This is a genomic window from Pararhodobacter marinus, assembly GCF_003122215.1.
Lineage (GTDB): Bacteria > Pseudomonadota > Alphaproteobacteria > Rhodobacterales > Rhodobacteraceae > Pararhodobacter > Pararhodobacter marinus.
Genome location: NZ_QEYD01000004.1, coordinates 352,255 through 378,795, shown reverse-complemented (window position 1 = coordinate 378,795; position 26,541 = coordinate 352,255). Strand labels below are relative to the sequence as shown.

The 26,541-nt window shown below is 67.6% G+C and carries 23 protein-coding genes; 16 read left to right on the top strand and 7 right to left on the bottom strand.

The genetic code is table 11. The features are described from left to right. Positions 1-32: 32 nt before the first annotated feature. Positions 33-371, bottom strand: coding sequence for an ATP-binding cassette domain-containing protein (locus C4N9_RS08595; RefSeq protein WP_109532900.1), 339 nt, complete (start codon positions 369-371; stop codon positions 33-35). A 182-nt stretch (positions 372-553) separates the two neighbouring features. Here C4N9_RS08595 and zigA point away from each other — a divergent pair, with 182 nt between their 5' ends. The 4 genes from zigA to C4N9_RS08580 all read left to right on the top strand — a co-directional run bounded on the left by zigA (position 554) and on the right by C4N9_RS08580 (position 5,510). After that, positions 554-1,774, top strand: a complete 1,221-nt coding sequence (gene zigA, locus C4N9_RS08590) for a zinc metallochaperone GTPase ZigA (protein ID WP_109532899.1) — start codon at positions 554-556, stop codon at positions 1,772-1,774. 21 nt (positions 1,775-1,795) lie between these two features. Further along, positions 1,796-2,056: a DUF6525 family protein gene (locus C4N9_RS08585; RefSeq protein WP_109532898.1), complete on the top strand. Its 261-nt coding sequence runs from the start codon at positions 1,796-1,798 to the stop codon at positions 2,054-2,056. Between the two features lie 312 nt (positions 2,057-2,368). Continuing rightward, the gene (locus C4N9_RS21865) at positions 2,369-3,478 is read left to right on the top strand and encodes a type 2 periplasmic-binding domain-containing protein (RefSeq protein ID WP_168192172.1); all 1,110 of its coding nucleotides are present in this window, start codon (positions 2,369-2,371) and stop codon (positions 3,476-3,478) included. Positions 3,479-3,560: 82 nt separating this feature from the next. Beyond that, positions 3,561-5,510 carry a tripartite tricarboxylate transporter permease gene (locus C4N9_RS08580; protein ID WP_168192171.1) on the top strand — a complete coding sequence of 650 codons (1,950 nt, stop codon included), beginning with the start codon at positions 3,561-3,563 and terminating at the stop codon, positions 5,508-5,510. Between the two features lie 13 nt (positions 5,511-5,523). On the opposite strand, the gene C4N9_RS08575 is transcribed toward C4N9_RS08580, so the two are convergent. Continuing rightward, positions 5,524-6,699, bottom strand: coding sequence for a M28 family peptidase (locus tag C4N9_RS08575; protein ID WP_109532896.1), 1,176 nt, complete (start codon positions 6,697-6,699; stop codon positions 5,524-5,526). A gap of 204 nt (positions 6,700-6,903) precedes the next feature. Here C4N9_RS08575 and C4N9_RS08570 point away from each other — a divergent pair, with 204 nt between their 5' ends. The 6 genes from C4N9_RS08570 (at position 6,904) to C4N9_RS08545 (ending at position 14,390) form a co-directional block, all read left to right on the top strand. Further along, on the top strand, positions 6,904-8,976 hold the full coding sequence (locus C4N9_RS08570) for a hydantoinase/oxoprolinase family protein (protein WP_109532895.1): 2,073 nt from the start codon (positions 6,904-6,906) through the stop codon (positions 8,974-8,976). Position 8,977: 1 nt separating this feature from the next. Beyond that, on the top strand, positions 8,978-10,612 hold the full coding sequence (locus C4N9_RS08565) for a hydantoinase B/oxoprolinase family protein (protein ID WP_210404001.1): 1,635 nt from the start codon (positions 8,978-8,980) through the stop codon (positions 10,610-10,612). A 63-nt stretch (positions 10,613-10,675) separates the two neighbouring features. Continuing rightward, positions 10,676-11,338 carry a GntR family transcriptional regulator gene (locus C4N9_RS08560; protein ID WP_109532893.1) on the top strand — a complete coding sequence of 221 codons (663 nt, stop codon included), beginning with the start codon at positions 10,676-10,678 and terminating at the stop codon, positions 11,336-11,338. Between the two features lie 143 nt (positions 11,339-11,481). Continuing rightward, entirely contained in the window at positions 11,482-12,876 is a 1,395-nt protein-coding gene (locus C4N9_RS08555) for an aldehyde dehydrogenase family protein (RefSeq protein ID WP_109532892.1), read from the top strand. A 3-nt stretch (positions 12,877-12,879) separates the two neighbouring features. Further along, a complete protein-coding gene (locus C4N9_RS08550; protein WP_109532891.1) occupies positions 12,880-13,254 on the top strand; it encodes a Rid family hydrolase in 375 nt (124 codons plus the stop codon). A gap of 41 nt (positions 13,255-13,295) precedes the next feature. Next, positions 13,296-14,390, top strand: a complete 1,095-nt coding sequence (locus tag C4N9_RS08545; RefSeq protein WP_109532890.1) for a helix-turn-helix transcriptional regulator — start codon at positions 13,296-13,298, stop codon at positions 14,388-14,390. Here C4N9_RS08545 and C4N9_RS08540 read toward each other — a convergent pair. Together C4N9_RS08540 and C4N9_RS08535 are read right to left on the bottom strand one after the other, a co-directional pair. Beyond that, complete coding sequence (locus C4N9_RS08540; RefSeq protein WP_109532889.1) at positions 14,382-15,668, bottom strand: protoporphyrinogen/coproporphyrinogen oxidase; 1,287 nt, start codon at positions 15,666-15,668, stop codon at positions 14,382-14,384. The two genes, C4N9_RS08545 and C4N9_RS08540, sit on opposite strands and share 9 nt — an antisense overlap. Next, entirely contained in the window at positions 15,665-17,305 is a 1,641-nt protein-coding gene (locus tag C4N9_RS08535; protein ID WP_109532888.1) for a thiamine pyrophosphate-dependent enzyme, read from the bottom strand. The genes C4N9_RS08540 and C4N9_RS08535 overlap by 4 nt, the downstream gene beginning before the upstream one ends. A gap of 271 nt (positions 17,306-17,576) precedes the next feature. On the opposite strand from C4N9_RS08535, the gene C4N9_RS08530 reads away from it, so the two are divergent. The 6 genes from C4N9_RS08530 to C4N9_RS08505 are packed head-to-tail and all read left to right on the top strand — an operon-like array spanning position 17,577 to position 23,565. Further along, entirely contained in the window at positions 17,577-19,193 is a 1,617-nt protein-coding gene (locus C4N9_RS08530) for an ABC transporter substrate-binding protein (protein ID WP_109532887.1), read from the top strand. Further along, on the top strand, positions 19,190-19,930 hold the full coding sequence (locus C4N9_RS08525; RefSeq protein WP_146195139.1) for an aspartate/glutamate racemase family protein: 741 nt from the start codon (positions 19,190-19,192) through the stop codon (positions 19,928-19,930). The genes C4N9_RS08530 and C4N9_RS08525 overlap by 4 nt, the downstream gene beginning before the upstream one ends. Beyond that, positions 19,927-20,919: an ABC transporter permease gene (locus C4N9_RS08520; RefSeq protein WP_210404000.1), complete on the top strand. Its 993-nt coding sequence runs from the start codon at positions 19,927-19,929 to the stop codon at positions 20,917-20,919. Before C4N9_RS08525 ends, C4N9_RS08520 begins: the two co-directional genes overlap by 4 nt. Continuing rightward, positions 20,919-21,770, top strand: a complete 852-nt coding sequence (locus C4N9_RS08515) for an ABC transporter permease (RefSeq protein ID WP_245902493.1) — start codon at positions 20,919-20,921, stop codon at positions 21,768-21,770. Before C4N9_RS08520 ends, C4N9_RS08515 begins: the two co-directional genes overlap by 1 nt. Beyond that, positions 21,770-22,756: an ABC transporter ATP-binding protein gene (locus C4N9_RS08510; protein WP_109532885.1), complete on the top strand. Its 987-nt coding sequence runs from the start codon at positions 21,770-21,772 to the stop codon at positions 22,754-22,756. Before C4N9_RS08515 ends, C4N9_RS08510 begins: the two co-directional genes overlap by 1 nt. Then, on the top strand, positions 22,753-23,565 hold the full coding sequence (locus tag C4N9_RS08505; RefSeq protein WP_109532884.1) for an ATP-binding cassette domain-containing protein: 813 nt from the start codon (positions 22,753-22,755) through the stop codon (positions 23,563-23,565). Before C4N9_RS08510 ends, C4N9_RS08505 begins: the two co-directional genes overlap by 4 nt. Positions 23,566-23,618: 53 nt before the next feature. Here C4N9_RS08505 and C4N9_RS08500 read toward each other — a convergent pair whose 3' ends face one another. The 3 genes from C4N9_RS08500 to C4N9_RS08490 form a co-directional block, all read right to left on the bottom strand. Further along, positions 23,619-24,185, bottom strand: coding sequence for a UbiX family flavin prenyltransferase (locus C4N9_RS08500; RefSeq protein WP_109532883.1), 567 nt, complete (start codon positions 24,183-24,185; stop codon positions 23,619-23,621). After that, positions 24,182-25,510 (bottom strand): UbiD family decarboxylase, encoded by a 1,329-nt coding sequence (locus tag C4N9_RS08495; protein ID WP_109532882.1) that lies wholly within the window; start codon positions 25,508-25,510, stop codon positions 24,182-24,184. The genes C4N9_RS08500 and C4N9_RS08495 overlap by 4 nt, the downstream gene beginning before the upstream one ends. A 166-nt stretch (positions 25,511-25,676) precedes the next feature. After that, positions 25,677-26,540, bottom strand: a complete 864-nt coding sequence (locus C4N9_RS08490) for a glycoside hydrolase family protein (protein ID WP_109532881.1) — start codon at positions 26,538-26,540, stop codon at positions 25,677-25,679. Position 26,541 lies beyond the last annotated feature (1 nt).

Genomic DNA, 26,541 nt, shown 5'->3' with positions numbered 1-26,541 from the left:
GTCAATCGCAATCGGAGGCACGCCCGGGCCGGTCAGGCGGCCTGCACCGCCTCCAGTCGTGCGTCGAGATCCGGCACCCGGTCCGCCGTGACGCGCACCAGCGCAAGATCGTGGCTGACCGGCAGGATCGCCGTGCCCTCGGTCTCGGCCACGTCGCTCAGAAGCGCGATCATCTTTTGCTGGGGCAGCGGATCCAGACGCGAGGTCGGCTCTTCCGCGAACAGGAAGGCCGGGCGCCGGAGCAAGGCCCGCAGCAGCGAGATACGCTGCATCTCGCCGCCCGATACCGCGTCGGAACGTTGGGTCAGCGGTTCCAGCAGCTGCGCCGACCCGTTGCGGACGCCGATGTCATTGGCGGAAAGGACGGTCATGCGTTGCGGCTCCCGGCAAGAAGGGCGAGGCCCGGCAGCAGGGCCACGGTGGCAAGGGGGCGTTTCATCACGAGCTTCCTGAACAGACCGACGGCCGGTCTTTGACGCGGCACTTGCGGACCCCGATGAAGACCGATAGTTATGTTATAACATAATTTCCATTCAAGCCAGAAGGAACCCAGATGCCAGCAACCGATTTCCGCCTTCCCGTGACCGTGCTTTCGGGCTTCCTGGGGGCCGGCAAGACGACCGTTCTGAACGCCGTGCTGAACAATCGCGAGGGCCGCAAGGTCGCGGTCATCGTCAATGACATGTCCGAGGTGAATATCGACGCCGATCTCGTGCGGGGTGGCGGCGCAGATCTCAGCCATACCGAGGAAAAGCTGGTGGAAATGTCGAATGGCTGCATCTGCTGCACGCTGCGCGACGACCTGCTGACCGAGGTGCGCCGCCTCGCCGAGGAGGGGCGTTTCGACTATCTGCTGATCGAAAGCACCGGCATTTCCGAGCCCCTCCCCGTCGCCGCCACCTTCGATTTTCGGGACGAGAACGGCAGCAGCCTGAGTGACGTGGCGCGGCTGGACACGATGGTCACGGTCGTCGACGCGGTGAACCTGCTGGCCGATTATGCCAGCCATGATTTCCTTCGTGAGCGGGGGGAAACAATGGGCGACGGAGATGACCGCACGCTGGTCGACCTGCTGGTCGAACAGATCGAATTCGCCGATGTGATCGTGCTGAACAAGGCTACCGATGCCGGTCCTCAGAAGCTGGATGCGGCGCGCAAGATTGTCGCCGCCCTGAACGCCGATGCACAGATCATCGAGGCCGATTACGGATACGTGCCGCAGGATCGCATCTTCGACACCGGGCTTTTCGACTTCGAAAAGGCGCATCTGCATCCGATGTGGGCCAAGGAGCTTTACGGCTTCGCCGACCACGTCCCTGAGACCGAGGAATACGGCGTAACCTCGTTCGTCTACCGCGCCCGGCGGCCGTTCCATCCGCAGCGCCTCCATGACGTGCTGAACGCGCCGCTGCCGGGCGTGATCCGCGCCAAGGGCCATTTCTGGATCGCCACGAGGCCCGACTGGCTGGCCGAATTCTCGCTGGCGGGCGCTTTGTCCAGCGTCAAGCCGCTGGGGATCTGGTGGGCCACGGTTCCCGAAGGCCGCCGCCCCGATCATCCCGAGGCCCGCGCCTATCTTCAGGCGCATTGGCAGGAACCTTTCGGCGACCGCCGGCAAGAACTGGTCTTCATCGGCACCGGGATGGACCGCGCAGACATCACGGCGGCGCTGGACGCGGCCTTGCTGGACGGCGCGGACAGCTTCACGCCGCATCTGTGGGACGACCTGCCCGACCCCTTCCCCGTCTGGCGCCGCGCGCCACAGGCGGCTTGACGGGATACCGGAGCCTTCCCGATGAGCGCCCCCCGCACCAACCTGCGCAGCCGGCTGAAACGGCGGGCTGCGCGCGGAAACCCGATGGCGGCCTATGACCGCCTGCCGCCGGAACTGCGGGCCTGGCTTGCGCAGGCCGCGCTGCCCTGGTCCCCGCATTCGGCCCTGAAAATCTGGCGGCGCGCCATGGCGCGCCATGGTGGCGACACGGCGCGGGTGCTGGCGCATCTGTCGCGGGCCGAGCACGCGACGCTGCGGCGCGACGACCCGGCAACCCGGTGACGCCTTGCGTTTGCGTGGCATGGCCCGACCGGGGCCGGCTGCGCGTTTCCGCGAAAGCCGGGCGCGGAACCGGCCAAGGGTTGAATGACAGCCGGAACGGAATGAACGGCGCGTGGCGACAAAGTGAGCGGCCCGCGCCATGGCCCCGCTGTTCCCTCACCCCACGACGGCCCACCTTTTGCGGAACGCGAAAGCTATGTTCGCGTCACGAATGCTTCCCTTCGGCGCCGTGCTGGGCTTGGCTGAAGCCGGGCGCGACGCTCTCCGGGAGGGGGAATGCCGGCCCGACGCCGAAACAGGGAGGTATCCGGCATGTCTTGTTCGTCCAAACCCGGCCATGGGTCTCAAAGGATGCAGGGGCTCGGCGCCCTGACGCTTGGCGTCTGCCTGTCCGCCCTTGCCGCTGCGCCGGCCGTCGCGGCCGAGGATCTGTCGGGCGAAACGGTGCAGATCGTCTACAATACCGGGCCGGGCGGCGCCGTGGGGCTCAGCGCGCAACTGATCGCCGCCAATCTGGGCCGCTTCCTGCCGGGCGAACCCGAGGTGATCGCCGTGCCGATGCCCGGCGGCGCGTTGCTGCGCGGGATCCGCTACGTCCATGCCTCGGAGCCCGACGGGCTGACGCTGGGCTGGCTGGCCTGGGGCGGCGCGACACGGGTGATCGACCCGCCCGAACTGCAGGTGCCGTTCCACGAGATGGGCATCCTGGGCGGTCTGGCGACGCAATGGGTGACGCATGTGCGCACCGAAACCGCCGGCGGCACCGTCGCCACGCCCGAGGATTTCATGGCCCTGGGCACGATCCGCGCGGGCGGGATCGCCCCCAATGTCTCGACGGATATCCGCACTGCGGCTTCGCTCGACATTCTGGGGCTGGAAAACGATTACGTCGGCGGCCATACCGGCGGCGCCGACGTGCTGGCCGCGATGCGGCGCGGCGAAATCGACCTGCGCAGCGGGACCGTCGCCAATTACCTGACCACGATCGTGCCCGAGATGGTGGAAACCGGCGAGACCCTGCCCCTGTATTACTGGGGTCAGCCCGTCGAGGGCGGCGAGGCCGAGAACCCGGCGCTGCAGGGCATCCCCACCTTTCACGCCTTCGCCACTCGCCAGACCGGCAGCGCGCCATCGGGGCCGGCCTATGACCTGATCCGCTACCTGACACGCAATGCCGACGGGCTGGCCTGGCTGTTCGCCACGCCGCCGGGGGCCAGCGACGCGGTGCAGGACATGTATGCCGAGGCCTTCGCGCAGATGATGGCCGATCCCGATTTCACCGCGGAAATGGCCCAGGTTCTGGGCGCGGAGCCGGCGGTCGTCTTGCGCGAAGAGGCGCAGGCCATCGTCGAGGAGGTGCGCGCCGTCTCGCCCGAGATCGTCGAGACGATGCAGGGTTACATCGAGCGCTATTCGCGCTAACACCCGCTCCCCGCAAACGACGCCACCCAGACAGGCCGGGACGCCATCGCGCGCCCGGCCCCTTTCCGAAAGGGACGCTACCTTGGTCGACAGCATCTTCGCGGGCTTTGCCCTTATTGCCCAATGGCCGACCCCGCTTTACCTGCTGGGGGGCGTGCTGCTGGGGATCTGGCTGGGCGCGGTGCCCGGACTGGGCGGTGTGACCGGCCTTGTTCTGGTGCTGCCCTTCACCTTCAGCATGGAACCGGCGCAGGCCTTTGCCCTTCTGCTGGGCATGTTCGCGCCCATCACCACCGCCGACACGCTGTCCTCCGTCCTGTTGGGGACACCCGGCACGGCGGGATCGCAATCCACGGTGCTTGACGGCTATCCGCTGGCGCAGAAGGGCCATGCCGAACGCGCGCTGGGGGCCGCCTATACCGTCTCGGCCTTCGGCGGGGTGGTCGGCGGGCTGATGCTGCTGCTGTTCCTGCCCATTTCCATGCCGCTCATCATGCTTCTGGGGACGCCCGATTTCTTCCTTCTGGCGCTTCTGGGCCTGCTGATGGTCGGATCGGTGTCGGGCAATTCGCTGGCCAAGGGTCTGGGCGCCGCCGCCATCGGGCTTTTGCTGTCGCAGGTGGGTTTCCCGGTTTCCAGCCCGTCGCCGCGCTACTGGTTCGGACAGGTATCGCTGATGGACGGCGTGCCGCTGGTGCCCTTGGTGCTGGGCCTGTTCGGCATCGCCGAGATGCTGCGCCTGTCGCTGCGCGACTCGGCGATCTCGGCCGTGCCGCGCGAGACCGCGCAGGGCGGCGGGCTGATGGACGGCATCCGCGACGCGTTCCGCCACCGCTGGCTGGCCATCCGCTGCGCGTTGCTGGGCACCTATATGGGCCTGCTGCCCGGCATCGGCAACGCGGTCGCGGACTGGATCGCCTATGGCCACGCGGTGCAATCCGCGAAGGACAAGTCGCAATTCGGCAAGGGCGACATCCGGGGCGTGATCGCTCCCGAATCCACCAACAACGCGGTGATCGGCGCGGCGCTGATCCCGACGCTGACGCTGGGCATCCCCGGCACCGGCGCGATGGCGATCCTGCTGGGCGCGCTGCTGATCCACGGGCTGACACCCGGCCGCGCGATGATCACCGAGCATCTGGACCTGACCGTGAGCATGGTCTGGACGATCATCCTGGCCAACCTGGTCGCGGCGGGGCTGCTGATGGCCTGGGGGCGCCAGTTCGCCCGCGCGGCCTTCATCTCGGGGCACCTGATCGTGCCTGCCGTGCTGATGTTCCTGTTCATGGGTGCCTGGCTTTACGCGGCGGATCTGGCCAGCTGGTACATGCTCCTGGGCTTCGGCGTGCTGGGCTGGCTGATGGGACAGGCAGGATGGCCGCGCCCGCCCCTGGTGCTGGGCTTCGTGCTGGGCTCGATCATGGAGCAATCGGCGGTGCTGGCGATCCAGTCCTACGCGCCCGCCGACTTCCTTGCCCGTCCGCAGACGCTGTTCCTGCTGGGCTGCGTGCTGGTCTTCATGGTCTATTCGTTCTGGAGCGCCCGGCGCATGGCGGTGACCGCCTCCGACAACCCGGCACAGGAAGGGGCGGCGCGCAACCCGTGGCTGTCGGCAGGCTTCGGAGCGGCGCTGATCGTGCTGTTCGGCTGGGCCCTGATCGAGGCGCTGGACTGGTCGCTCTTTGCGCGCACCATGCCGATGATCGTCACCGTGGGCGGGCTTGTGACCTGCACGCTTGCGCTGATTGCCGATCTGCGGCGTGGCCTGCGGGGCGGGGAAACGCTGCCTGCCGTCGATGCGCCCGTGCGCACGGCGGTGTTCTTCGGCCTGCTGCTGGCCATGGTGCTGGCCGCCTGGTGGGTGGGACAGATCGCGGCGATGGTCGGCTTTGTCGTGGCCTATCTCTTGCTGGTGGGTCGGCTGCGCCCGCTCTGGGGCGTGGCGCTCTATGCCGTCGGCGCGGGCTGCGTGCTGTACTTCCTTTATGGCGAGGTGCTGAACGTCCGGTTCCTGCGCGCCCATCTCTGGTAGGCGCGCAGCCGCGTCAGAGCCGCAACCCGGCGTCGAGCGCGCGCAAATGCGCCTCGACGACCGGCGCCAGCAGCCCGGGATCCAGCTTGTCGAGCGTATCCTGCGGCGTGTGGAACCAGCGCCCCTGCCCCAGCACCGCGAAGGCGTTGCGATATCCCAGATCGACGATGGTCGACAATTCGCCCGCGCCCGGCACGACCGCGCGCGGCGGCGCCAGACCGGACAGTCCCGCGAAGGCATCCGCGCAGGCGTCCCGCATCGACTCGGACGCCATCACCACGCGATTGGGATCGGCGACGCTCAGCATCTGGCCGTTGCGCGTCTCCTGCTGGTCGTTCGACGCCAGCGTCGCGCCCAGATGCACCCAGGCATCCGTGTCCTCGGGCGGCGGCGCGTGATCCAGCGCGGCATGGGTCCCGCCGAACGCCAGCTCGTGCCCGGTCGTGTTCATCAGGAACACCGAGCGCTCCGGGTACAAAGCGGGCAGCCGACGCGCCATCGCCAGAAACGCCGCCGTGCCCGATCCCCGCTCGGTCAGGCAGGTGAAGAACCCGGTGCGCGGGGTGGAAAGGCCGATCCAGCGCGGCCCGGCGATCCGGCGGGCCAGGATATTGGGCGATGCGACCGGCTCGACCGCGCCGCTGAGGGTCAGAGTCAGCGTCTGCCCCTCGTTGCGCAGGTAGAGCGGCAGATCGTCGGGCCGCCCGATGACCAGAGGCACTGGCGCGAAGGGACGATCCGCCCAGGTGTTCAACCCCACGATATCGCCCGAGGGACCGGTCGGCAGCACCACCAGCGCCTTCGCCCCGGCCTCGAGTGCATCGGCGATCAGGTCGCGGAAGGGCGGCAGCCAGATCGTCGAATGCCGCCCGTAAGGCGCCCGGATCACCGCGATGGCCCCCGCAGCGCGCGCCGCCTGAACCCGGTCATGGATCACCCGCAGCGGCGCCGTCACCGTTCCCGGCACCAGGTTGGGCTGGGCGTAAAGCGCCACGTCCAGACCCGACAGCGTCAACCGGTCCACCCGGTTGCGCGGCAGTGTCACGTCCTGACGCCAGGTCTCGTACCCTGCCGCCTGCAATTCCGTCTCGATCCACGCGGCCGTCGCCAGATCGCCGGGCCCGCCTGTGTATTTCTCGCCAAATCCGGCGTGGCGGGCAAGATCGCGCCGCAAGTCTGAAATCGTCATCGGATCCTCCTTTCTTCGAGGGATACGACGCCGAGAGGCATTGCCTAGCCCCGAATGCGGCAAAGCCGCTGTTGCGAATGCCGAAAGCTCTGCCCGCCGGCCCCGGAGCGGACCGATTGACAGGACCGGGGCGGTCTGTCATTTCACTGTCATTAACAAATAATGAATAATGAACAACGGAACGCCCGGCGAGGAACCACAGACATGAGCGAGATCCGTATCGGCATCGACGTTGGCGGGACTTTCACCGACTTCGCGCTGGCCACGCCCCGGGGGCTGAGCACCCTGAAACTGCCCACCACGCCGAAAGCCCCGGATCAGGCGATCCTGCAGGGCGTGCAGCAGATCCTGCGCGAGGCGGGCTATGCCCCCGGCGATGTCACCGGCATCGTCCACGGCACCACGCTGGCTACGAATGCCATCATCGCGCGGCAGGGCGCGCGCACCGCGCTGGTCACGACCGACGGTTTTCGCGACGTGCTGGCTATGGGCGATGAGGGGCGGTTCGATCAATACGACATCACCATCGTCAAACCCGAACCGCTGATCCCGCGCTGGTGGCGCTTCGCAGTGCCCGAAAGGCTGGCCGCCGACGGCTCTGTCCTGCGCCCCCTGGACGAAGACGCTCTGCACCGCCTTGCCGGGCAGCTCAGGGATGAGCGCATCGAAAGCGTCGCGCTGTGTTTCCTGCATGCCCATGTGAACCCCGCGCATGAGCGCCGCGCGCGCGACATCCTGCAACCGCTGCTGCCGGGCGTGAGCCTCAGTCTGTCGAGCGACGTGTCCCCCGAGATCGGCGAATACGCCCGGTTCTCGACCACTGCCGCCAATGCCTTCGTGCAGCCCTTGGTGGCAAGCTATCTGGACCGCCTGGAAACCGGGCTGACCGCGCTGGGCGTGTCTGCGCCGGTCTTCATGTTCCTGTCGAACGGCGGCCTGTGTCATCTCGACATTGCCCGGCGTTTTCCGATCCGGCTGGTCGAATCCGGCCCGGCGGGAGGCGCCGTCTTTGCCGCCGGGCTGGCCCGGGAACTGGGCGAGGACGCGATCCTGGCTTTCGACATGGGCGGAACGACCGCCAAGGTCTGCCTGATCGACAAGGGCGTGCCACGCCGCAGCCCGTCTTTCGAGATGGCACGCGAGCATATGCACCGGCAGGGCAGCGGCCTGCCCGCCCGCATCCCGGTGATCGACCTGGTCGAGATCGGCGCGGGGGGCGGTTCGCTGGCGCGGGTCGACGGCCAGCGCCGGTTGCAGGTGGGGCCCGAAAGCGCGGGCTCGGATCCCGGCCCGGCCTGCTACGCGCGGGGGGGGATGCAGGCGGCGGTCACGGATGCCAATCTTGAACTGGGACGCCTTTCGCCCGGCGATTTCGACGGATCGGGCATCGCGATCGACGCCGCGCTCGCCACGCAGGCGCTGAGCGAGGGCGTCGGTCGTCCGCTGGGTCTGGAGCCGCTCGCCGCGGCTGCCGCGCTGGCCGAGGTTGTCGAGGAACAGATGGCCGGTGCCGCGCGCGAACATGCCCGCGAGAAGGGCGCCGATCTGCGCGACCGGCCGATCATCGCCTTCGGCGGCGGGGGCGGCATCCACGCTGCGCGCATCGCCCGAAAGCTTGGCGCCACAAGGGTGATCGTGCCGCAGGGCGCAGGGATCGGCTCGGCCATCGGGTTCCTGCAGGCGCAGGCGGTCTACGAGCTTTCCCGCACCGTCGCCATGCCGCTCGCCCGTTTCGATGCCGGGCTCTACAACCGGCTCTATGCCGAGATGGCGGCCGAAGCCGGCGCCTTCGTCGCCGCCGCCGCGCCCGGCGCGGATCAGGCGGCACAGCGCACGCTTTTCCTGCGCTACCGGGGACAGGGACAGACGCTGCAGATCCCGGTCGAGGACAGCGACCTGTCCGAGACCGACGCCCCGCGCCTGCACGCCCTGTTCCAGAGCCATTACGCCGCGCTCTACAAACGCGCGCTGGACCGGATCCCGGTCGAGATCGTCGCGCTGAGCCTGCGCGTCGCGGCCGAGGGCACGGCGCCGACCCCCGCGGTGGCCGACCGGCTGGATCGTGCGCTGCCGAAAACCGCTCCGCTCTTCGATCTGGACAGCGGCACGATGGTTCCCGCGCCGCAGATCCTGCGCGCGGATCTGGGCACCGAACCGCTGCCGGGCCCGGCGCTGATCAAGGACAAGGGCACGACGATCCACGTTCCGCGCGGCTTCGACGCGCGCCGCATCCAGGGCGGCCACGTGCTGCTGACCTATACCGGGCAAGAGGGCTGACATGACCAAGGCACAGGACGAAATCCGCTTTCAGGTGATCTGGTCGAACCTCATCGCCATCGTCGAGGAACAGGCGCGCACGCTGATGCGCACCGCCTTCAGCCCGGTGGTGCGCGATTCGGGCGACCTGTCGGCGGCGCTGTTCGACCGGGCGGGCAACATGCTGGCGCAGGCCCAGACCGGCACGCCCGGCCATGTCAACTCGACCGTCGCCGCCGTACCGCAGATGCTGGCCGTGCATCCGGCCGATACGCTGGACGAGGGCGATCACCTGATCACCAACGATCCGTGGATCGCGTCGGGGCATGTGCACGACATCACCGTGACATCGCCCGTCTTCAAGGATGGGCGGGTCATCGGTTTCTTCGCCTGCACCTGCCACCAGCTGGATATCGGCGGACGCGGGCAAGGCCCGGACGGGTCGTCGGTCTTCGAGGAGGGACTGGCGATCCCGGTGATGAAACTGACCCGCAAGGGCGTGGTGAACGCCGATCTGATGGCCATGATCCGCGCCAATGTCCGCACCCCCGACGAGGTCGAGGCCGATATCTTGTCCTATGTCGCCGCGAACGAGGCCAGCGCACAGGTCCTGGTCGAGGCGGTCAAAACGCTGGGGTTGGAAGATCTGGAAGAGGTCGGCGCCGAGATCCTCGCCCGGTCGCGCGACGCGATGCTTGCGGAAATCCGCAAGCTGCCCAGGACCTCGGCCTCGAACACGATCACGCTTGATGCTTTCGGTACGCCGATCACCATCACCTGCACGCTGACCATCGGCGACGACGAGGTGCTTCTGGATTTCGAAGGCTCCAGCCCCTCGCACCCGAAGGGCATCAACCTGGTCTACAATTATACCAATGCCTACGCCTCCTTCGGCGCCCGCTGCATCATCGGCGCCGACGTGCCCAACAACACCGGGTCGCTGTCTGCCGTCCGCGTCGTGGCGCCCGAAGGCTCGATCCTGAACGTCACCCGCCCCAACCCGGTCAGCGCGCGCCACATTATCGGCCAGTTCCTGCCCGAGGCGGTACTGGGCTGCCTGGCGCAGATCCTGCCCGACAGGGTCCCGGCCGAAGGCTCGGCGGGGCTCTGGGGCATCCAGCTGAGAGGCGGGCCCGAAGTCGCGCGGCATTTCCCCGGCGACTGGCAGGGCCCGGCCTGGGAGACGCTGTTCTTCAACGCCGGCGGCGGCGGCGCGCGGCCGATGGCGGACGGGCTGTCCACCACCGCCTTCCCCTCGGGCGTGCGCGCCATGCCGGTCGAGGTGGTCGAAAGCCACGCCCCGATCGTGTTGTGGAAAAAGGAACTGCGCCCCGGTTCGGCAGGCGACGGCACCTATCGCGGCGGCTATGGGCAAAGCATCGAACTGGCCACCCGCGACGGCAGCCCGGTGGCGCTGTTTGCGATGTTCGACCGCACCACGGTGCGCGCGCAGGGCCGCCAAGGCGGCACCGAGGGGGCGATGGGCGCGCTGGGGCTGGCCTCGGGCGCGGCGCTTCAGCCCAAGGGCTACCAGATCATCGGCCCCGGCGAGCGTCTGTGCTTCGAGGTGCCGGGCGGCGCGGGTTTCGGCGATCCGGCCCGCCGCGACCGCGCCGCGCGCGCGCGTGACCGGCGTTCAGGGCTGGAACCCGGCTGAGGGGCGTTGTCCCGCCCCGGCAGGCCCCCTATCCTGCGCCCCCGAATACCGACAGGACGCCCCATGATTCCGACCCCGGCCAAACCCCGTATCCTGCGCCGCGCAAGGCTCAGCGATCAGGTCTTCGACTGGGTGCTCGAGGCGATCCGCAGCGGCGATTACGGCCCTGACGACCTGATCACCGAACCCGCACTGGCCACGGCGCTCGAAACCTCGCGCACGCCGATCCGCGAGGCGCTGTTCCGGCTTGTCGGCAACGGCATCCTGACCGAGCGCGGACGGGGCTATTGCCTGCCCCTGCTCAGCCGCGACGAGGTCGCGCATATGTTCCACACCCGGCTTCTCCTGGAAGCCGACATCCTGCGGCAGATCCCCGATGCGCCGGACGTGACGGCCCTCAGGGCCGCGTCCGAGGCCGAGAAGGCAGCGATCCGGGGCGATGCGCCGCGCGATTTCATCGCCGCCAATACCGCCTTCCGCCGGGCGCTGTTCGACCTTTGCGCGAACCGGTTCCTGACCGAGATCGCCGATCACTGCAACGACCGGATGCAGGCCTATCGCAGCGTGACACTGGCCGAGGGCGCCAATCGCGCGGCGGTGGCCGAGGATCACGCGGCCGTCGTCGCGGCGCTGGCGCGCGGCGACCGCGACGCGGCGGCGGCGCGCTATCTCGCCACGCTCGACCGCGCGCAGGTAGCCTACAAGGCGATGGCGCTTCCGCGCTGACAGGCCCCGCCCCCGCCACACTGCGGATTTCCGGCGGAAAATTTTCGATATCGGAAGCATCGCCCGGCCCTGTCTTTCCGCCGCTCGCCGCGCGCTTCATGCTGCGCCAAAGCGCTGAAAACCCATGACGGAGAGCTGCCCCGATGAGCCGTGCAATCGACGTGACGAACCCCCGGACCGGGATCGTCGACCATCAGATCGAGGTGGCGGACCTGCCCGCCCTGCAGGCCCGGGCCGAGCGTCTGCGTGCGGGTCAGCGGACATGGACCGAGATCGGGCTTGAAGGCCGCAAGGCCGCGATGCTGGCGATGTGCGACGCGGTGGACCGCCATTACGCCGCCATCGTCGACGCGCTGTCCGTCGATACCGGGCGCCACGCCATGTCGGTGGCCGAGGTCGAGGGCCTCAAGGGCATCACCAGGATGCGCGTCGCCACCGCTGCAGAGGCGCTGGCCGCGGCCACCGGCGGCTCGGGCGATGGCACGCTGAGTTTCCGCCAGCAATATGTCCCCTACCCGCTGGTCGGGATCATCTCGCCCTGGAACTACCCGCTGATCCTGTCGATGATCGACGCGATCACCGCGCTTCTGGCGGGCTCTGCCGTGCTGGCCAAGCCCTCGGAAGTCACGCCGCGCTTCATCGAGCCCTTCATGAAAGCGGTGTCCGAGGTCGAGTATCTGCGTGACGTTCTCGATTACGCGGCGGGCGACGGCGAAACCGGCGGCGCGGTGATCGATGTGACCGACATGGTGGTCTTCACCGGCTCCGTGCCGACCGGACGCAAGGTGCAGGAACGCGCGGCTGCGCAGTTCAAGACGGCGTTCCTGGAACTGGGCGGGAACGACCCGGCGGTGGTGCTCGACAGCGCCGATGCCGACGAGGCGGCCGAGATCGTGGTGCGCGGCGCGATGGAAAATTCGGGTCAGCTTTGCTGCTCGATCGAGCGCGTCTATGCCGGGCGGGACATCTATCCGACCTTCGTAGACCGCGTCGTCGCCCGCACGCGCGCGCTGACGATGAATACCGAGGGGTTGCAATCGGGCGAGCTGGGCCCCGTCATCTTCCGCAAGCAGGCGCGTATCCTGCAGGCCCAGCTCGATGACGCGGTGGCCAAGGGTGCGCGCGTCCTGACCGGCGGCAAGCTGATCGAGAAGGATGGCGGCATCTGGTGCGAACCGACGGTTCTGGTCGATGTCACCCAGGACATGGAGATCATGCAGGCCGAAACCTTCGGCCCGATCATCCCCATCGCCCGTTTCGACGAACCCGAAGAGGCGATCCGGCTGGCCAATGACACGGTTTTCGGCCTGTCGGCGACCGTCATCGGCGACGAGGAAGAAGCGGTCGCCGTGGGTGAACGGATCAATGCCGGGGGCGTCTGGATCAACGATTTCGACACCATGGGCGGCGTCGGCGACCGGGCCGAGAAAACCGCCTTCGGCGTCTCGGGGCTGGGCGGCACCCGCTACGGCCATGGCGGGTTCCACCGCTTCCTGCGCAAGAAGGCGCTGATCGTCCGCAAATCCGAGGAAGCGTAAGCCATGAAGGACCGTATCTTTTCCGGCTCTCCGGCCGAGGATTTCGCAGGTTTCGCCAAGGCGGTGATCGACGGCCCGGTGATCCATGTCTCGGGCAGCCTTGGCCCCGATGCCGACGGGACCTTTCCCGACAGCGTCGAGGCGCAGCTGGAAAACGCGCTGGCCTCGGTCTCCGGGGCGCTGGAACAGGCCGGGGCCTCGCTGGCCGATGTGAAGACCGTGCGGGTCTACATCACCGAAGCCGGTTTCGCGAAGGGCGTGGCGCAGGTGCTGAAGACGCATTTCGACGCCGTGCGCCCGACCAACACGCTGCTGGTCTGCCAGCTTCCCGCGCCGGGCGCGAAGGTCGAGATTGAGGTCTCGGCCTCGCGCCGGTAAGCTGGTCCGCGCATCGCCAGCACGGGAGGGAACCGCCCAGCATGACCGGCCAGCGCGACACGCAACCCGCCGTGAAAAGCCTGTGGCGGCGCGAATTCGGAGACGAAAGCGGCACGCTGGCGGGCGTGTTCCGCAGCCTCGCCGCCCGGCCTGACCGCTATGCGACATTGGCCGATCCCGCGCAGGGCCTGTTCTCGGCGCGGGTCGATCTGGCCCCGGACGAAGGCGGCGGGTTCTATCGTTTCCTGTCGGTCCGCGACCAGATCTTCTGCGGCATCACCGATTGCAACACGCTGGACGAACGCCACGAGGAGGTCCGCGACGAGGGCCTGATCGAGCTGCATTTCCAGATCGAAGGCCCCGTGCATCTGAGCTGGGATGTCGAGCAAGGCAGCCCGCCGCCTGCCCAGGGCAACAATCACCCCGTGCACGAAGCAACGATGGTGGCGCTGCGCTGCCCGCCCGACCTGTCCTATACCGTCCGCATTCCGCCGGGCGGCTACCGGCTTCTGGGCCTCTATGTCGCGCCGGCCCTTCTGCGCGACAGTTTCGGGCTGGAATCCAGCACTGTCGAGCGGTTGTTCAACCCGCTCCCGGGCGAGATCCCTCTGGTCGAGCGCAAGATCAACAGCGCCTTCGTGCGCGCGCTGCAGGCATTATGGGACATCCCCTTCGACGGCCCGCGCGACCTGATGCGGGCATCGGCCAAGCTGACCGAGATCATCTGCCTTGTCGCCGATGCGCTGGACGACGGCTCGGACGAAGGCGCGCAGAGTTTCTCGCAGCGCGATTTCGCCATGTTCGAGCGCGCGCGCGAGATGCTGGCCACGGATTTCTCCAAGAACTACTCGGCCACCAATCTCGCGAAAGAACTGGGCACCAATGCGACCAAGCTGAAGGCCGGGTTCAAGTTCTTCTACGGCACCACGATCTTCGAATACCGCAAGAAGTTCCGGATGGATTACGCGCTGACCCTTCTGGAGCAGGGCGATTTGTCCATCGCCGAGATCGCCCAGACCGCCGGGTACAAGCGGCAGGCCAGCTTCACCTCGGCCTTCAAGCTGCATTTCGGGGTGCTGCCCTCGAGCGCCAAGCACGCGGCAGCCCCGGCAAAGGCGCGCGACCCCTCAGAATGAGGCGAGGATCTGCGCCGCCGCCCGCTCGCCGCTGGCCGAGGCCCCGGTCAAAAGGGATTGGGCCAGGTAATCGCCGCAAAAGGCCAGCCCACCCTGCTGTTCGGCCCGGAAAGCCGCCATCCTCGCCGCATAGCCCGGGTAGAAGGTCGGCAGCTTGCGTTCGATCCATTGCTCGACCCGGTCCTCGCAATCGGCGTGCAGCGTCGGGTAAAGCTGCAACAGCCGCTCTTCGATGAGGGCGTGCAGATCGCCGGTGCGCCCCTCGGCAATGGCGCGGGCATTGGCTTCGGGCGAAAGCTGCGCGTAAAGCTGCGCCGCCTGCCCCGTCGCCGGGTTGGCCGCGCTTTGCTGGTAGGTGGCGATGCTCGAGGCCGTCTCGCGCGCGAAGAAATTCATCCTTGGCGCGACGTCCCCCTTCAGCCGGTAATGCACGATTCCCAGCGAATTATAGCGTACGCTGTCGAAAAAGGCGCGCTGGCGCTCGGCCAGATCGGGCATCAGCCCGGAAACCAGCGAGCCTTCGACCGCCATGACGACGCGCGCGGCCTGCAGCGTTCCGCTTTCGGTTTCGACCGCGTAGTCCGTCCCGGACCGCGTCACCGCCGTGACCCGCGTGTTGCAACGCAGATCCAGCCCCCGGGCCAGTGCCTCGGGCAGCGTGGCCATGCCGTTGCGGAATACATGAACCGTGTCCTGCCCGATCAGATGCGGCGTGGTCGAGGCGAAGAAGGCGCCCGAGATGTCCTCGGCGTTCCACGACCGCGTGCCCCGGAAGACCGGATCGACCATCCGCGCCAGCGCGCCCGGCCCGATCTTCTGCCGCGTGTAGTCGGCAAGGCTGACGCGGTCCGCCGCCAGCGCGCTGGCCGCGTCGTCGGGATCGGCCTTTGCCCGCGACAGCAGCATCCTCGCGCCGAAGGTCACGAAGCGCAGCCGTTCGGCCAGCGACAGGCCCGGCGTCAGCAGGCTGGCAGGACCCGGCATCAGCTCGATCCGCCAGTCCTCGTCCGTGCCGAGGCACTGGGCCGACAGCTTGCGCACCGGCACCATCTGCTCGCGCAGGCCCAGCTCGTCGAGCAGCCGGTTGAACGGTTTGGAAAACGGGTAGATCAGCCGCGCGCCCGCGTTGTAGCGGATGCCGCGCGTCTCGCGATCGCCGACGCGCCCGCCGGGCACGGCGCCCGCTTCCAGAACGGTGACGGCATGGCCCGCCTGCCGCAGCCGATAGGCGGCGGTCAGCCCGGCGATACCCGCGCCGATGACGATGATGTCGCTCATGGTTTCAGGGCCTCTTCGCCGGTGATGAGTTCGATCAGGGTGGGGCCGCCTTCGGCCAGCGCGTCCTGCAGGGCCGGGGCGAAGGCGTCGGTCGCGGTGACCTTCCACGCCTTCACCCCCATTGCCCCGGCCAGTGCGGTGAAATCGACGGGCGCCAACGCGGTGCCGCTGCGTCGTCCGAACATCCGGCTCTGCGAGGCGGCGATGGCGCCGTACAGGCTGTTATTCACCACGATGGTGACGATGGGCAGGCGGTACAACGCCGCCGTGGCCAGCTCTTCGCCCTGCATCATGAAGCATCCGTCCCCTGCCACCGCGACGACCCGGCGGCCGGGCTGCGCAGCCTGCACGCCGATGGCCGCGGGCAGGCCGTAGCCCATCGCGCCGCTCTTGGGGCCGAGTTGCGTGCCGAAGACCTCATGCGGGAAATAGCGCTGCGGCCAATGCGCATAGGCGCCGGCGCCCACGGTCAGCATCGCGTCCTCTGGCAAGGCCGCGCGCAGGGTGCGGAACACGGCGTTCAGGTCCAGCGGTCCGAGGCAGGGCCTGCCCGTCGTGAACGCTTCGCGCGCGGCGCGCAGGCTTTGCGGCCATTCGGTCAGCGCATGCCGTTTCGGCCCGCGCGCGCGCAGCCCCGCCACCACGTCGCCGGGATGCGCCAGTATCGCGCTGTGGGTGCGGTAGACGGCGTTCAGCTCGGCCGGATCGGGATGAACGTGATGCACCGCCTGCGCGGGAACAGGCGCCTCGATCAGGCGATAACCCTCGAAGACATTGGCACCGAAGGTGTTGATCTCGCCCAGCCGCATCCCCAGCACCAGCAGGCAATCGGCCTCGGCCACCTTCGCCGCCAGCACCGGATCCGCGCCGATACCCAACTCTCCCGCCATCAGCGGATGGCTGGCGGGCATCAGGTCGCGGCGACGATAGGCGGTCGCGACCGGGATCCCGCTTTCAGAGGCGAATGCGGCCAGAGCGGCGGCCTCGGCCGCCGTCCAGCCGCTGCCCCCGGCGATGATCAGCGGGCGCCGCGCCTCGGCCAGCGCATCGGCCAGCCGGTCCAGATCGTCGGGCGCGGCCTGCGGGCGCGGGACCACAGGCGCCGTGCCGGGCAGGCCCGCGCGGGGGATACTCTCGTGCCAGACCTCTTCATGCAGGGCCAGAACCACCGGACCCGGCCGCCCGCTCAGGGCTTCGCTCCACGCGCGCGAGAAGCTCTCGACCAGCCGCGCGGCGCTGTCACACGACCCGACCCACTTGGCCGACGGCGCGAATGCCTGAGCGAAATCGGCGTTCGACAGGTAAGGCTCGCGCCCCGCGATCGCGCGCGAGGGCTGGCCCAGGATCAGGATCATCGGCGCCCCGTCGGTGCGCGCGGTGTGCAGCGCCAGGGCCGCGTTCAGCGCCCCGGGCGCCCGGCCCACCAGCGCGATCCCGGGCCGCCCCGCGACCAGCCCCGCCGCCTGCGCGGCCACGACTGCCCCGGCCTCGTGGCGACACGATACCAGAGCGGCGCCCGCGCCTTCGAGCGCGTCGACCAGCTCCAGAATGCCTTCGCCCGGCACGTGGAAGACCGGCAGACCCGCCCAGTCGCGGATCAGAAGCGCCAGCATGTCTGCGCCTGTCGCATGATCCATGTCACGGTTCCCGACTGTTGATTTCCCTCAGGTTTTCACCCGATCAGGGACAGTTGCAACGGCCCTCGCGCGCTGATTGCAGGCGAAACGGGTGAAATGACCGATAACAGAAAAATCAGAACTGGAATCTGAAACACCCCTACTGGCGAGATTGCACCCACCCCGGAATACTCGACCTACTGCGTCACCCGTGCCGCCAGCAAAGCGTTCCGGCGCTTGGCGCCGACAAAGGGGCCCAAGGGCCGAAAGACAAGCGCAACAGGGAAACCACATGACCAAAAAGATCCAACATCCCCCTCTCGCCATGAGCCGCCGCGCCCTTCTGATGGCCTCGGGCGCGGGCCTTGCCGCCAGCGTCCTGCCCTTCGGGCCGCTGAGCGCGCAGCCCGCGGGAACGCTCGCCATGTGCGTGACGCCCGAGCCCAACGCCATGTGCTCGGCCTTCAACACCGCGTCGCCGGTGACGGTGGTTTCGGGCAAGATGCTCGAAGGCTTGCTGAACTACGATTTCGACGTCTCGCCGATCCCGGCGCTGGCGACCGCCTGGGAAGTGGCCGAGGACGGGTTGTCGATCACCTTCACCCTGCGCGACGGCGTCACCTGGCACGACGGCGAGCCGTTCACCTCGGCCGATGTGCAATACACGATCATGGAAATCCTGAAGGTTCACCACCCGCGCGGCCGCTCGACACTGGCCAGCGTCACGGCGGTGGAAACGCCCGATCCGTTGACCGCGATCTTCCGCCTCAGCCAACCCGCGCCCGCGCTGATGTACGCGCTGGCCGGCTGGGAATCGCCGATGCTGCCCAAGCATGTCTACGAGGGCACCGACGTTCTGCAGAACCCCGCCAACAACGCCCCCGTGGGCACCGGGCCCTTCGTCTTCCAGACCTGGGAGCGCGGCTCGCACATCGTGATGGCCGCCAACCCGAATTACTGGGGCGAGGGCGAACCGAAGCTCGAACGCCTCGTGATCCGCATCATCACCGATCCTTCGGCGCGCGCCGCCGCCCTGGATGCGGGCGAACTGCATCTGGCGGGTGATGGTCCGATCCCGGTCAACCAGGTCCAGCGCTTCATCGACAGCCCCGATTTCCAGGTGGAGACCCGTGGCACCGAGATGAACAACTCGCTCGACATGATCCACACCAACATGCGCAACGAGCATCTGGCGAAACTGGAAGTGCGTCAGGCGCTGATGTACGCGATGAACCGCGACCTCATGCTGGACGTGGTCTATTACGGACTGGCCGAGATCCTCGACAGCCCGATCCCGGAAACGCTGCCGAATTTCCATACCTCGGACGTACCGCAATACGACTACGACCCCGACCGCGCCAACGCGCTTCTGGACGAGGCCGGCTACGAGCGGGACGCGGACGGTATGCGCTTCGGCCTGCGGCTGATCGCGCCCACCGTGGGCGATACCTACGAGCGGATGGGCCAGTTCCTGAAACAGAACTTCCGCGATATCGGGATCGATCTGGAACTGATCAGCGCTGATATCCCCACCTTCATCCGCTCGGTCTTTGGCGAATACGATTACGACCTGACGCTGTATCCGGGATCGGTCACCGCCGATCCGACCATCGGCTCGCAGCGCTTCTGGTGGTCCGAGGCCGCCTCGCCCGGGACGCCTTTCGTCAACTCGACGGGCTATGCGAGCGAGGAAATGGACGCCGTTCTGGAAGCCGCCGCGGTCGAGCCCGACCCCGAGGCACGGCGCGAACTCTTCGTGCGCTTCCAGCAGATCGCCATGACCGATCTGCCGATCCTGCCCGTGGCGCGGCCGATCTACGTCACCATCGCCGCCGCCAATGTCGAGAACTTCGTTCCCGGCCCCGACGGCATCCGCGCACCTTACGGCTCGCTCGCCTTCACCGGATGAGCGATCCCGTGCAGCCCCTGCCGCTTGTCGGCGTCCTGTTGCTGGACACCCGCTTCGCGCGGCCGCCCGGCGATATTGGCAATGCACGCTCGTTCGGCGGCAGGGTGCTGTACGAAACGGTGGGCGGGGCGGGCATCGACCGGGTTTTGCGGGGTGACCCGCAGGATCCGGCGCTGGCCGACAGCTTTGCCGCCGCGCGCGACAGGCTGGTCGCGCGCGGTGCAAGGCTGGTGACGACCTCGTGCGGGCTTCTGGTGTTCCATCAGGAGCGGCTGGCAGGGGACTGCCCGGTGCCGTTCACCGCCTCGTCCCTGTTGCAGATCCGCCTGCGACAGCGCCAGCACGGCAAGGTGGCGATTATGGGGCTTCTGGATGGTTCGATCACCGCCGCGCATCTGCGCGCGGCGGGCGCCGAGGCCGAGCTGCCCGTCGGCGCCCTGCCCGACGATGCGCATCTCATTGACGTGCTGCGCGCCAACGACCCCGGGCGTCGCATCGATCCGGCCCGTGCCGAGGCCGACCTGATCGCCGCCGCCCGGACCCTTCTGGACCGCGCGCCGGAAACCCGGGCGCTGGTCCTCGAATGTACCAACCTGCCGCCCTATCAGCAGGCGCTTTCCGAAGCGCTGGACCTGCCGGTATACGGCTATTACGACTGGCTTGTGGCCATCCATCAGGGTCTTGCCCTGCCCGATGGCCGCCTGCCGGCTGCAAGCTCCACGGAAATCCCCGCATGAAACCGATCCGACGCCGCTTTCCCTGGGCCTTTCTGGGCAAGCGGCTGGTCTACGGTGCACTGGCCATGCTGGCCATTGCCATCATCAACTTCTTTCTTCTGAAGCTCGCCCCCGGCGACGCCGCCGAGGCGCTGGCCGGACAGGCCGGCACCGCCGATCCCGAATACATCGCGCAGCTTCGCGCGCAGTTCGGGCTGGACCAGCCGTTGCTCAGCCAGCTCTGGGCGTTCCTGACCCGGCTGGCCACGCTGGATCTGGGCTATTCGCACGTGTTCAACGAACGCGTCTCGACGCTGATCCTCAGCCGGCTGCCCGCCACGCTGATGCTGATGGGCGCGGCGATCCTGATCGCGGTGATCGGCGGCATCGTCTTCGGCGTCACGGCGGCGCGCTATGCCAATCGCTGGCCGGACCGGGCGATTTCCTTCGTGGCGCTGCTGCTTTACGGCACCCCGCCTTACTGGATCGGCCTGATGATGATCCTGATCTTCGCGGTCTGGCTGGGCTGGACGCCCACCTCGGGGATGGAGAACGTGCTGGCCTTCCATACCGGCTGGGACCGCGTGGTGGATATCGCTCATCACCTGATCCTGCCCGCGCTGGCACAGTCGATCTTCTACCTTGCGATCTATATCCGGCTTGTGCGCGCCGGGATGCTGGAAGTGCTGTCGCTCGATTTCATCCGCGTGGCCCGCGCCAAGGGCATCTCCGAGCGACGGCTCGCCTATCGCCACGCGCTCAGGAACGCCGTGCTGCCGCTGGTCACCGTGGTCGGCACCAATATCGGCAACTTCCTGGGCGGTGCGGTGCTGACCGAAACCGTCTTCTCGTGGCCGGGCGTCGGGCGGCTGATGTTCGACGCGATGTTCCAGCGGGACCTGAACCTGCTGCTCAGCATCCTCGTGCTCAGTTCGCTGTTCGTGATTGTCGCCAACCTGATCGTCGATCTGCTCTATGCCATCATCAACCCGACCGTGGAGCTGAAGTGATGGACCGCGTGAAATCCTTCGTCACCGCCGTGTTCCGCGACTGGATGCTGCTTGTGGGGCTGATCCTGCTGGCCACGGTGTTCTTCATGGCTGCCTCGGCACCCTTCCTGTTTCCGCAGCCGCCCGACACGATGATGGGGCCGCCGCTGCAATGGCCCGGCCAGTATCCGGGCGCGCCGCTGGGCACCGACGGGCTGGGCCGCAACATCCTTGCGGGCCTGTTCTACGGCGCGCAGGTGTCGCTTCTGGTGGGCTTCGCCTCGGTCACCGTGGCGATGGTGTTCGGCATCCTCGTGGGCGCCTATGCCGGCTATTACGGCGGCTGGATCGACAACCTGCTCATGCGGATCACCGAGCTGTTCCAGACCATCCCGCAATTCATGCTGGCCATCGTCGTCGTCGCCGTTCTGGGCCCGTCCATCCAGGTGATCATCTTCTCGCTTGCCGTGGTCAGCTGGCCCGCCATCGCGCGCCTTGTGCGGGGCGAGTTCATGGTGCTGCGCGAAAAGGCCTATGTGCAGGGCTGCATCGTCGCCGGGATGAGCGACCGGCGCATTATCTTCACCCAGATCCTGCCCAACGCGATGTCGGGCGTCACCGTCATGTCCACGATCATGATCGCCACCGCGATCCTGATGGAAAGCGCGCTCAGCTTCTTGGGCTTCGGCGATCCCAACGTGACCACATGGGGCACGATGATCGGCATGGGCAAGAACAACCTGCGCGACGCGTGGTACATCATGACCATTCCCGGCATCGCCCTGCTTCTGACCGCGCTGGCGCTCAACCTGGTGGGCGACGGGCTCAACGATTACCTCAATCCGCGGCTTCGCAGCCAGAGGGGGCATTGATGACCACCCCGATCCTTGCCGTCGAGAACCTGCAGATCAGCGTCCGCAAGAAACCCGGCCTGCTGATCCTGCGCGGCGTCTCGTTCACCGTCCATGCCGGCGAGACGCTGGCCATCGTCGGCGAATCTGGCTGCGGCAAGTCGATGACCTCGCTCGCCATCATGGGGCTTCTGCCCGATGCTGTGGAACGCACCGCCGGCTCGGTCCGGTTCAAGGGGCGCGAGCTGCCGATCACCGACAACCGCGCCATGCGCAAGGTCCGCGCGGTCGAGATCGGGATGGTCTTTCAGGAACCCATGGCCGCGCTCGACCCGCTCTACCCGGTCGGCAAGCAGGTGCTCGAAGTGATCGAAGAGCACGAACAGCTCCCGCGCGAGATGGCGTGGAAAAGGGTCATCGATCTGCTGACCAAGGTCGACCTGCCCAACCCCGAAGCGCTGGCCTGGTCCTATCCGCACAAGCTGTCGGGCGGGCAATTGCAGCGCGTGGTGATCGCCATGGCGCTGGCCTGCAACCCGGACGTGCTGATCGCCGACGAACCGACCACCGCGCTGGACGTGACCGTTCAGGCGCAGATCATGCGGCTTTTGAAACGGCTGCAGCGCGATACCGGCGTGGCCATCGTGCTGATCACCCACAATCTGGGACTCGTCGCGCATACCGCGGACCGGGTGATGGTCATGTATGCCGGCAACAAGGCTGAGGAAGCGCCGACGCGCGATCTGTTCCTGTCGCCCCGCCATCCCTACTCGCGCGGCCTGCTGGACGCGACGCCCAATCCCGAACGGGCGGCAGCCGGTGGCGGCGTTCTGCGCGAAATCCCCGGCACCGTGCCCTCCATCGCCGATCCGATGCCCGGCTGCCGCTTCGCCCCGCGTTGCCCCAATGCCAGCGATCTGTGCCGCGCGCGCGTGCCCGAACCCACGTTCGAGGGCGCGCATGGCTATGCCTGTTTCCACCCCGTCGCCCGGGAGACCCTGACATGACGACCCCGCTTCTGCGCATCGACAACCTGCATGTCAGCTTTCGCGTCGGCAAGGAGATGATCCACCCGGTCCGGGGCATCTCGCTGCAACTGGAGCGCGGCGAGACGCTGGCGTTGGTTGGCGAATCCGGCTGCGGCAAGACCACGCTGGCGCGCACCATCCTTGGCCTGCAGGCGCCCTCTTCGGGCAGCATCGAATACGAGGGCAACGATATCGCGGGGCTCGACCGTTTCCGGCTGAAACGCTACCGGCCGCATATCCAATGCGTGTTTCAGGACCCGTTTTCCTCGCTCAACCCGCGCAAGCGGGTGGAACAGCTGATCCGCGAGCCGCTGGATATCCACCAGATCGGCGAGGCGTCCTCGCGGCTGAAGCGCGCGCACGAGATGATGGAGCGCGTGGGCCTGCCCACCGACTGGGGCCGCCGTTTTCCGCATGAATTCTCGGGCGGGCAACGTCAGCGGATCGGCATCGCGCGGGCGCTGGTGATGCAGCCGGACCTCCTGATCTGCGACGAGCCGGTCTCGGCGCTGGACGTGTCGATCCAGGCGCAGATCGTGAACCTGCTGTGGGAACTGAAGCGCGACATGGGGCTGAGCTATCTGTTCATCAGCCACGACCTGATGCTGGTCGAAACCTTCGCCGACCGGGTGGCGATGATGTACAAGGGCGAGATCGTCGAAACCGGCCCCGCGCGCGAGGTCTGGTCGAACCCGCAGCACGCTTTCACCCGGCGCATGATCGACGCGATCCCGGTTCCCGACGTGACCCGTCCGACGCCCCCGGCCTTCCGCATCGACGCCGACTGAGCGCGGCGTTCGTGGCGGGGCCCTGCCGGGGCGCTGCCGGAACGGACGGCGGGTCAGTCCTTCCAGCGCCGGACCAGATCCGTCTCGATCCCGAACAGGTCCAGCACCCGCCCCAGACTGTGATCGACCAGATCGTCCAGCGTTCCGGGCCGGTTATAGAAGGCCGGCACCGGCGGGGCGATGATCGCCCCCATCTCGGCCAGTTGGGTCATGGTGCGCAGATGCCCCAGATGCAGCGGCGTTTCGCGCACCATCAGCACCAGCTTGCGCTGTTCTTTCAGCACCACGTCCGCCGCCCGCGTCAGCAACCCCGAGGTGACGCCGCTTGCGATCTCGGACATCGAGCGCACCGAACAGGGCGCGACGACCATTCCCAGCGTCCGGAACGAGCCGCTGGAAATCCCCGCCGCGATATCGCGCGCGCCGTGAACCCTGTCGGCCAGATCGTAGACCTGTGCGACCTTCCAGTCGGTTTCATGCGCCAGCGTGATCTCGGCGGCCTGCGACATGACCAGATGCGTCTCGATCGGCGTGTCCTGCAGGATCTCCAGCAGTCGCACGCCGTAGCGCACGCCCGAGGCACCCGATATCCCGACGATCAACCGCTGCGGGGCACTCATGCCAGCCAGTCCGCGAGGTCGATCTCGTCCTGACCCGGGATCGACTTGCGGGCGAATTCCTCTTCGCGACCCCAGGGCATCGTCGCGTCGATGCACAGACGGCCCCAATGGTCTTTTTTCGGATCGCGGTAGAAGCCGGGAATATCGTTGAGAATCATCGCCCGCGTATCCGCCCGCCCGCGCGTGAGATAGGCCCACATCACGTCATCGAGGTCGTGGATATCCACGTCCTCGTCCACCACGATCACCACCTTGTTGTAATCGAGATGCGAGGCCAGCGCGGCCAGGAAGACGTGCTGCGCATGACCTTCATAGGCCTTGCGGATCTTGATGATCGAGATCATCACGTTCGGCCGGCAACTGACATCAAGCACACCCGGCACCGCCGCGTTGACCGCCCGGTAGACCCGCGCCGCCGTCACGGCTTCGAGCGGGCGAAGATCCTCGGGCGAGCCGCAAAGAAGCCCGTGCAGCACCGCGTCCTTGCGGTAGCTGACATGCGTGATTTCGAAGACATGGTTGGGGCCCACCTCGACGTAATTGCCCATGAACTCGCCGAACGGCCCTTCGGGGCGGCGTTCATGCGGCAGGAAACGGCCCTCGACGACGATATCGGCGCTGGCCGGCACCTCCAGATCCAGCGTCACGCATTTGCGCATCGCCAGCGGCTCGCCCCGGATCTGCGCGGCCATCGACAATTCGGATGCCTCGTAGGGCAGCGAGGCGCAGGCCGACAGGAAGATTTCGGGCGGGGCCGAGAGGATCAGCGCCGCTTCCAGCGTTTCGCCCTTTTCCTCGGCGGCGCGCTGGTAGCGGGCAAGGTCATGCGTGCCGCCCAGCCGGACCCGCAATTCCTGATCGGAAATCTGCTGCGACCGGTGGAAGGACAGGTTCGCGACGCCGGTTTCAGGATCGTTGGCCAGGAAGATCGCGCTGGTCAAATAGGGGCCGCCATCGCGCCCGTGCCAGGTGATGGCGGGCAGATCCGACAGCTTGCCGCTGACGAAACCCGCCGCTTCCTGTTCGGTCGCGGGGCGGGTCGTGCTGCCCGGTTCGGCGGCGATGCAGGCCTCGGTCAGCGCGATCCACCGCTCGTTGAATGTCTGCGTCCCGGCGCCGATCATGTCGCAAAGCCGCTGGTGGCTGCCAAAGATGTTGGACACGACGGGCATGTCGCTGCCGGTGACGTTCTCAAACAGGACCGCCTCGCCGCCCGCACGCTGCACCGCCCGGGTCACGGCGGCCAGCTGGTGCTGCGGGTCGACGGCTTTCGCGACGCGGCGCAGCTCGCCCCGGGCTTCGAGCGTTTTCAGCAGGCTGTGCATGGATCGGGGCTCCCTTGGTCAATCCGGGTTCGTCTGGCCCCGATTAGACGCGAAGGAAGCGGGGCACGACCAGCGCCGCCGCTTCACCGATCAGACATTTCCTTTTCGATTCCGGGCATATCCGGTAACCGGCAAAACGCCGCCCGGGTCACCGCCGGGTCACGCGTCAGGCTTCGTGCAGCGCAGCCAGCGCCAGCCCCCATTCGCCTGCCACCGCGTAGACCATGTAAAGCTGCCCGTCCTCGTCAAAGAGTGCCGGATCGCGCAGCTGGTTGGCCGGCTCGTCGATGGGCCCGATCACCGACGGCTCGACCGGAAGCCCGGCGCCTTCCCAGTCCCGCTCGGGCGCGAGCAGCAGCGCGTGCGGACCTTCGCTCCAGCCCATCCAGTCGCCCGACAGGTCGATCTCGCATTGCCAGAGGCTTTCGGGCGCGTCGCCCCGGTTCGACCAGATCACGGTGAGCGTATCGCCCACGACACGCACGGCCGCGTGGCGCATGTCCCGGGTGAACAGGCACGGGCCTTCCTGCCAGTCCGACACCCCGTCGCGCGAGCGATAGAACTGGCCGGGCATGGCGATGGCATAGGTCCACCCGCCATGACGGAAGATCCGCGCATAGGGGTTCATCAGGTTCTGGGTCCCGCCGGTGAAATCCAGCCCGTCCGCCGAACTGGCCAGCCGGGTGTACTGGAACTTGATGACGTCGCCGCCGTGATAGAACATCCGGATGCGCCGCGCGTCGTGATCCACCACCACCTCGGGCGAGGCGACGTGATGCGAGAAGCCCGATTGTTCCAGCGGCAGAACGCCCGGACCGTGGATCGTCCACGGCCCGGTCAGCGCATCGGCATAGGCCAGCCGGATGTACTGGCCCCGGTGATGAGCGAAATAGAGGTAATAGCGCCCCAGCTTTCCGGGCACCCAGTCGGGCACCCGGATCAGGCACGGGCCGTTGATGTTGCTGCCCATCCGGTCGTCCATGCCCTGGCCGATGATCGGATGGTCCAGCAATCGTTCGGCGCGCAGCATG

What these genes read in the sequence shown, in the direction of transcription:
- C4N9_RS08490 (WP_109532881.1), bottom strand. Translation starts at nt 26,540, where the DNA reads ATGCTGCGCGCCGAACGATTGCTGGACCATCCGATCATCGGCCAGGGC.
- zigA (WP_109532899.1), top strand. Translation starts at nt 554, where the DNA reads ATGCCAGCAACCGATTTCCGCCTTCCCGTGACCGTGCTTTCGGGCTTC.
- C4N9_RS08555 (WP_109532892.1), top strand. Translation starts at nt 11,482, where the DNA reads ATGAGCCGTGCAATCGACGTGACGAACCCCCGGACCGGGATCGTCGAC.
- C4N9_RS08500 (WP_109532883.1), bottom strand. Translation starts at nt 24,185, where the DNA reads ATGAGTGCCCCGCAGCGGTTGATCGTCGGGATATCGGGTGCCTCGGGC.
- C4N9_RS08565 (WP_210404001.1), top strand. Translation starts at nt 8,978, where the DNA reads ATGACCAAGGCACAGGACGAAATCCGCTTTCAGGTGATCTGGTCGAAC.
- C4N9_RS08505 (WP_109532884.1), top strand. Translation starts at nt 22,753, where the DNA reads ATGACGACCCCGCTTCTGCGCATCGACAACCTGCATGTCAGCTTTCGC.
- C4N9_RS08510 (WP_109532885.1), top strand. Translation starts at nt 21,770, where the DNA reads ATGACCACCCCGATCCTTGCCGTCGAGAACCTGCAGATCAGCGTCCGC.
- C4N9_RS08560 (WP_109532893.1), top strand. Translation starts at nt 10,676, where the DNA reads ATGATTCCGACCCCGGCCAAACCCCGTATCCTGCGCCGCGCAAGGCTC.
- C4N9_RS08595 (WP_109532900.1), bottom strand. Translation starts at nt 371, where the DNA reads ATGACCGTCCTTTCCGCCAATGACATCGGCGTCCGCAACGGGTCGGCG.
- C4N9_RS08495 (WP_109532882.1), bottom strand. Translation starts at nt 25,510, where the DNA reads ATGCACAGCCTGCTGAAAACGCTCGAAGCCCGGGGCGAGCTGCGCCGC.
- C4N9_RS08540 (WP_109532889.1), bottom strand. Translation starts at nt 15,668, where the DNA reads ATGAGCGACATCATCGTCATCGGCGCGGGTATCGCCGGGCTGACCGCC.
- C4N9_RS21865 (WP_168192172.1), top strand. Translation starts at nt 2,369, where the DNA reads ATGTCTTGTTCGTCCAAACCCGGCCATGGGTCTCAAAGGATGCAGGGG.
- C4N9_RS08545 (WP_109532890.1), top strand. Translation starts at nt 13,296, where the DNA reads ATGACCGGCCAGCGCGACACGCAACCCGCCGTGAAAAGCCTGTGGCGG.
- C4N9_RS08575 (WP_109532896.1), bottom strand. Translation starts at nt 6,699, where the DNA reads ATGACGATTTCAGACTTGCGGCGCGATCTTGCCCGCCACGCCGGATTT.
- C4N9_RS08570 (WP_109532895.1), top strand. Translation starts at nt 6,904, where the DNA reads ATGAGCGAGATCCGTATCGGCATCGACGTTGGCGGGACTTTCACCGAC.
- C4N9_RS08550 (WP_109532891.1), top strand. Translation starts at nt 12,880, where the DNA reads ATGAAGGACCGTATCTTTTCCGGCTCTCCGGCCGAGGATTTCGCAGGT.
- C4N9_RS08585 (WP_109532898.1), top strand. Translation starts at nt 1,796, where the DNA reads ATGAGCGCCCCCCGCACCAACCTGCGCAGCCGGCTGAAACGGCGGGCT.
- C4N9_RS08520 (WP_210404000.1), top strand. Translation starts at nt 19,927, where the DNA reads ATGAAACCGATCCGACGCCGCTTTCCCTGGGCCTTTCTGGGCAAGCGG.
- C4N9_RS08530 (WP_109532887.1), top strand. Translation starts at nt 17,577, where the DNA reads ATGACCAAAAAGATCCAACATCCCCCTCTCGCCATGAGCCGCCGCGCC.
- C4N9_RS08525 (WP_146195139.1), top strand. Translation starts at nt 19,190, where the DNA reads ATGAGCGATCCCGTGCAGCCCCTGCCGCTTGTCGGCGTCCTGTTGCTG.
- C4N9_RS08535 (WP_109532888.1), bottom strand. Translation starts at nt 17,305, where the DNA reads ATGGATCATGCGACAGGCGCAGACATGCTGGCGCTTCTGATCCGCGAC.
- C4N9_RS08515 (WP_245902493.1), top strand. Translation starts at nt 20,919, where the DNA reads ATGGACCGCGTGAAATCCTTCGTCACCGCCGTGTTCCGCGACTGGATG.